General features: G+C 40.7%; 8 protein-coding genes and 1 tRNA gene. 6 read left to right on the top strand and 3 right to left on the bottom strand.

The genetic code is table 11. The features are described 5' to 3' along the window. A partial coding sequence (locus tag PHP87_RS10620) for a nucleotidyltransferase domain-containing protein (RefSeq protein WP_366942933.1) occupies window positions 1-372 on the top strand: 372 nt, incomplete at its 5' end. An 80-nt stretch (window positions 373-452) separates the two neighbouring features. On the opposite strand, the gene PHP87_RS11975 is transcribed toward PHP87_RS10620, so the two are convergent. Next, window positions 453-584 (bottom strand): S-layer homology domain-containing protein, encoded by a 132-nt coding sequence (locus tag PHP87_RS11975; protein WP_366942934.1) that lies wholly within the window; start codon window positions 582-584, stop codon window positions 453-455. Between the two features lie 217 nt (window positions 585-801). Between PHP87_RS11975 and PHP87_RS10615 the strand changes: the two genes are divergently transcribed. Both PHP87_RS10615 and PHP87_RS10610 read left to right on the top strand, forming a co-directional pair. Then, the gene (locus PHP87_RS10615; protein WP_299921169.1) at window positions 802-990 is read left to right on the top strand and encodes a type II toxin-antitoxin system HicA family toxin; all 189 of its coding nucleotides are present in this window, start codon (window positions 802-804) and stop codon (window positions 988-990) included. Between the two features lie 33 nt (window positions 991-1023). After that, window positions 1024-1431, top strand: coding sequence for a type II toxin-antitoxin system HicB family antitoxin (locus tag PHP87_RS10610; RefSeq protein ID WP_299921167.1), 408 nt, complete (start codon window positions 1024-1026; stop codon window positions 1429-1431). 137 nt (window positions 1432-1568) lie between these two features. Here the strand turns inward: PHP87_RS10610 and mgtE are convergent, their stop codons facing one another. After that, on the bottom strand, window positions 1569-2912 hold the full coding sequence (mgtE, locus tag PHP87_RS10605; protein WP_299921165.1) for a magnesium transporter: 1344 nt from the start codon (window positions 2910-2912) through the stop codon (window positions 1569-1571). Window positions 2913-3341: 429 nt separating this feature from the next. Beyond that, window positions 3342-3416, bottom strand: a tRNA-Val gene (locus tag PHP87_RS10600). 55 nt (window positions 3417-3471) lie between these two features. Here PHP87_RS10600 and PHP87_RS10595 point away from each other — a divergent pair. From PHP87_RS10595 to PHP87_RS10585, 3 genes are all read left to right on the top strand, one after another. Next, window positions 3472-4002: a hypothetical protein gene (locus PHP87_RS10595; protein ID WP_299921163.1), complete on the top strand. Its 531-nt coding sequence runs from the start codon at window positions 3472-3474 to the stop codon at window positions 4000-4002. Then, window positions 3986-4324, top strand: coding sequence for a type II toxin-antitoxin system PemK/MazF family toxin (locus PHP87_RS10590; protein ID WP_299921160.1), 339 nt, complete (start codon window positions 3986-3988; stop codon window positions 4322-4324). Before PHP87_RS10595 ends, PHP87_RS10590 begins: the two co-directional genes overlap by 17 nt. Window positions 4325-4737: 413 nt before the next feature. Continuing rightward, window positions 4738-4967 (top strand): hypothetical protein (locus PHP87_RS10585; RefSeq protein WP_299921159.1); only part of this gene is annotated, 230 nt, incomplete at its 3' end.

Genomic DNA, 4967 nt, shown 5'->3' with positions numbered 1-4967 from the left:
CATTTCTCCCTATTTGCTGATTCTAATTTATATGTTTTAGAAAGGCTGTTTATGCTCCCCAATCAACAATCAGTTTACCAGCATATAATAAAAGATTATATAAACAAGATAAGGAACCAGATTCCAGTTGAAAAGGCGTTTCTTTTCGGTTCATATGCCCGGGGAACATATACTTCTGACAGTGATATTGACCTGGCCATTTTTTCAAGCCATTTTGAAAAAATGGAAAGGATTGAAGGATTTCGTTTTTTATTTTTACAGGCAATGGATTATGGCATTGATTTACAACCACAACCCTTTACCCTGCAAGATTTGCAAGAACCGCTGGGAATTGTAGAGGAAATAATAAAATATGGAATTGAGATTGATTAGTAAGCTTTATATAAAAAAAGAGGCTTCTGCCATATTTACCAGGCAGAAGCCTCTTTTATAATTTTTATCTATGGCCTGTATTAGATTACTTTTAGTATTAAGCTGACCGCTTCTGCCCGGGTGGTGTTGCCCCGCGGTCTGAAGCTGCCATCAGGATAACCACTGATAAATCCGCCTTTAAATGCTGCGGCTGCACCGGGTTGAGCTTTTATTGAAGCTGTACCCAGAGGCCGGAGTTGCGGTTGTTATGTTAAACTATTCTAAATTTATTGTATCATAAATCTGTAAGTAGTGAAATATGGGGAAGAACAGGGAAGTGACTATGGCGGCCATAATATATCCTTTTTTGTTTTTCAAAATGATAGGTACCGTAAAACATTTACATGCGCATAATTGGGGCGTATAATAGACATAAGGAAGAGGCAAGGGATGACCGTAAGAGAAGTCTTAAAACTCTTATATATGGACGGATGGAAAGAAATTGAAGGTAGAACCAAAGGTTCCCATATTCAATTAAAGCACCCTACTAAAACAGGCAAAGTAACTGTGCCTAACCACAAAGGAGATATTGCTCCCGGTACTCTAAACAGCATACTGAAGCAGGCAGGACTAAAATAAGTCTTCACCTATTTATAAGGGGGATAAAGTATTATGTATAAGCTTACTTATTTTGCAGTATTTGAGCCGGTAGGAACAGGATACAGTGTGTATTTTCCTGATCTTCCCGGATGTGTAAGTTGTGGAGAAGATTTTGAAGAAGCACAAAAACAAGCTGCCGATGCATTGGGACTTCATTTATACGGAATGGAAAAAGACGGAGATGAAATGCCTGCTCCTTCTAAAGTACCGCAAGTGGATACTGAGACTGCAGCAGGATATATAATTTCTCCTGTAAGCGTTTTCCCGAGCATAGTAAGGAATGAATTAGATAGTAGAGCAGTAAAAACTAATCTAACCATACCGGCATGGTTAAAGGAAATTGCAGAAGCCCAAGGGGTGAATTATTCAAAGATATTTCAATCTGCTTTAATGGATTACCTGGGTATTAATCAAAAGTAGTTGTCTCAAAACAACAGGAAAAAAGGAAGTAAGATTTATGTTGGGCATGCGCGAATTTTTGGCTTGAGCCGTCCTTTTTACTTTTATGTAATATCAATCCGTAATCAGACCGGCCAGTAAACACGTTGGGAGATACTCTATAGCGGGCCCAAAACCATGGTGGCGATAGCAAAATAGATGAGCAGGCCCATGACATCCGTTATCGAGGTGATAAGGGGATTGCTGGCTACCGCTGGGTCCAAATTCATTTTTGTTAGTATAAAGGGCAGCATTACCCCTATCAGATTGGCAGCTATGATAATGGTTAACATGGTAAGGCCCACAATTAAACCAATTTGCAGGCCTCCTCGCATAGACCCAAATATGGAACTGATGATTCCCATAAATACGCCCAGAAATAAACCTACCATAAGTTCCTTGAAAAACACTCTTATCCATTCATCTGCCGTCACATCGCTGGTGGCTAAAGCGCGTACCATCAGGGTAGATGCCTGAGCACCGGCGTTGCCTCCACTGCCCAGCAAAAGAGGGATAAATACAGTGAGAACTATTACTGTTTGCAGGGTTTGTTCATACAGAGCTATTACTCCCGAGGAAAGCAGGCTTACAAAAACCAGGGCGATTAACCAGCCCATTCTTTTTCCTACCAGGTCTTTTATGCTTGATTCTTGATAACTGGCTTTCAACGGTGTAACGGCGGCTGTTTTATGAAAGTCTTCGGTGGCCTCTTCTTCGGCAACATCCATTACATCGTCAAAAGTTACCAACCCCAGCAGTATTCCATCCGAATCTACCACGGGAAGAGAAAAGACATCATATTTTTGCATGACTTTGACGGCCATTTCCCGGTCATCGAAGGCACTGAGACTGATGAAGGATTTGCTCATGATGGCTTCCACGGTTTCCTGGGGGTTGGCCAGAATTAACAGGGAGAGCTCCAGAGAATCCAGCAACTTCCAGGATTCATCAATAACATAGATAGTATGCAGGGTTTCGCTGTTTCGTGCTTTAAGCCGTATGTGATTAATGGCTTCCTGAATAGTCCATTGTGGTCTCACTGCGACATAATCGGGAGTCATCAGTCGACCGACACTCTCTTCAGGATAGCCCAATAAAAGCCTGGCTTCTTTCAAATCATCCGGGTTCAAAAGATTAAGCAGGCGTTGAGTAACTTGACCAGGTAACTCCTCGAAGAGAGTGGTTCTATCATCGGGAGGCAGATTAGTCAGGAGATAGCGAGTTTCTTCATTGGTTAAATCTTCAAGCAGGGAATTGCGATCTTCTTTTTCCAAATAGGAGAATACGGCAGTTGCCACCGGACGGGGCAGGAGTCGGAATAATATTACCCTATCTGCTTTATTTAAGCCGATCAACAGTGATGCCACATCTGGTATAAGATAGTCGTTCCATGTCAATTGCCTAAGTTGATTCCATTGCTGCTGGTTTATTAAATTAGATATCTGTTCCTTCAACTCTTCCATAATATAGACCTCCATCTCGCCAGTAGCGGTGATACAAAATAGTAATGAAAATACTATCGTGAAACAGCAGGAATACAGCAAAATAATCTTAAGGATAAGGTATACTCAGAATTTTCAGCAGAACACCCCGGTGCTGGACATGCGGCAGAATTGCTTTTAAGATACGGAAACTACTTTCGCAGGTAAATCCCAAACTGTTGGAAACTATTAATATCTTTGCTGGAATTACTTAAACAGGTTGCATTCATGGGACAAGCTTGCAGAAATAGCAAAATAACGGGTTTTTTCACCCGCTATTATTCTTAGCCAAATTGTTAGCCACTAATGGGCAAACCCTGTAATTTTAGATTCTTTTGAAGCTATATATTACAGCCTCCAGTTATTTTTTGTCTCAATAATTCCAATATACTGGAGTGTAGAAAGATTTCATGGTGGGCCGTATAAGATTCGAACTTATGACTTCTTCCGCGTCAAGGAAGCACTCTCCCACTGAGTTAACGGCCCGATCTGTTTTTGATATTTATTATTTTAATGCAGTCAGGGCAGAAAGTAAAGGCTATTGAGCGACTCCTGTCTGGTGATTCATCACGAAGTTTTTCCTGCCGAAAGAATCAAGAAACGTTTTCCAAAAATCAAGATTTGTGTCACCATGGATGGACTTTATGCCTGCGGACCGGTCATAAAAACCTGCCGAGAATATGGTTGGGACTATATGCTGGTCTTTAAGGAAGGCTCCATGAAAGAGAACATCATTATGAACACTGTTTTCTTACAACTGGAATGCAGCATTCAAAGTATGATTGTAATTCATACTCCTGGTATGATATCATCATCTCAGGAGGCGATGGCAATGTCAAAAGTAACGATTAGTTTATCAGAAAAACTTCTTCAGACCTTGGATAATTTTGCTGCGAACTGGAATACTTCCCGCAGTGGTGCCGTGGCTGAATTGATATCCAGAACGGAAAAGACAAGCCTGGAAGCTGAAATGGCATTGGGATACCAGGAATTAGCTGATTTGAATAAAAATGAAGCTCGTTCAAACTTCCAAGTGCAAGCGGAGGTTATTCTGAATGATAAAACGCGGTGAAATCTATATGGTAGACTTTAATCCAGCCCGGGGAAGTGAACAGGCAGGTTATAGACCCGCCTTAATTATTCAAAACGACATAGGCAACAGATATAGCCCAACCACAATAATTGCCACTATTACAACCGCCAATAAGAAATTTCCTTTCACAGTTCCCATACAATCTTCTGATAGCGTTCTGGAAAAAGATAGCGTTGTTAATCTTTCGCAGATTCTAACTATCGATAAAGAACGGCTTATGCGGAAGATAGGAGAACTTGATGATTCCTATATGCGAAAAATAGATCAAGCTATAAAAATAAGCCTTGGATTGGACGTATGAAAAAGACTGCATTAAAGGTACTGAGGAATTAATATTGAATTAATTATGATAGTCTATGTCTGTCATAGAAGATGGAAAAGAAGGTTGGTTCCATGAATAGGGTGTCAAGGGGCGGTCCTTTTTGATACCCCTACCCCTTACTCCTCACTTTTCTTAACTAAAATTGATGTCACTGCAAAAAGTTATAAATATGCATTAGCATGCATAAATATACCGCTCAGCTACATTAAAAGCGACCGAAGGGTGTGTAGGGAACGACCCTCGTGTCGTTCCGAATCAGGCTTCGCCAGCGCTTTGTATATTTATGCAACCCTTATGCAACAAGAGGGGTTTTTGCAGTAGAGTCAAAATTAAATACTGTGATTTAAAAAGATATTGAAAGAAAATGAATGTTTATTACGGGAGGTAGATATATGAAAACTTTTAAACTTTCCAATGCCCAGGCGAGAATACTCACCACTGAGCTCAGCAATCCCGGCACTACAGCGTATATTGTGCCCATCAGCGTTAGTTTTGCAGCCAGGGATGAAGCATATATTATGGATGCTATTAAAGCGGTTCTTTCGGGAAATATCAATATCCGCTTCACCCGGGACGATAATCTGGATGTGGTTCAATACATAGCTGAAGCAGATTATTCTAC

The sequence above is a fragment of the Syntrophomonas sp. genome (assembly GCF_028707975.1).
In the GTDB taxonomy this organism is placed as follows: Bacteria; Bacillota; Syntrophomonadia; order Syntrophomonadales; family Syntrophomonadaceae; genus Syntrophomonas.
Note: the sequence above shows the minus strand (reverse complement) of the source record. Positions and strands in the feature narration are given on the sequence as shown.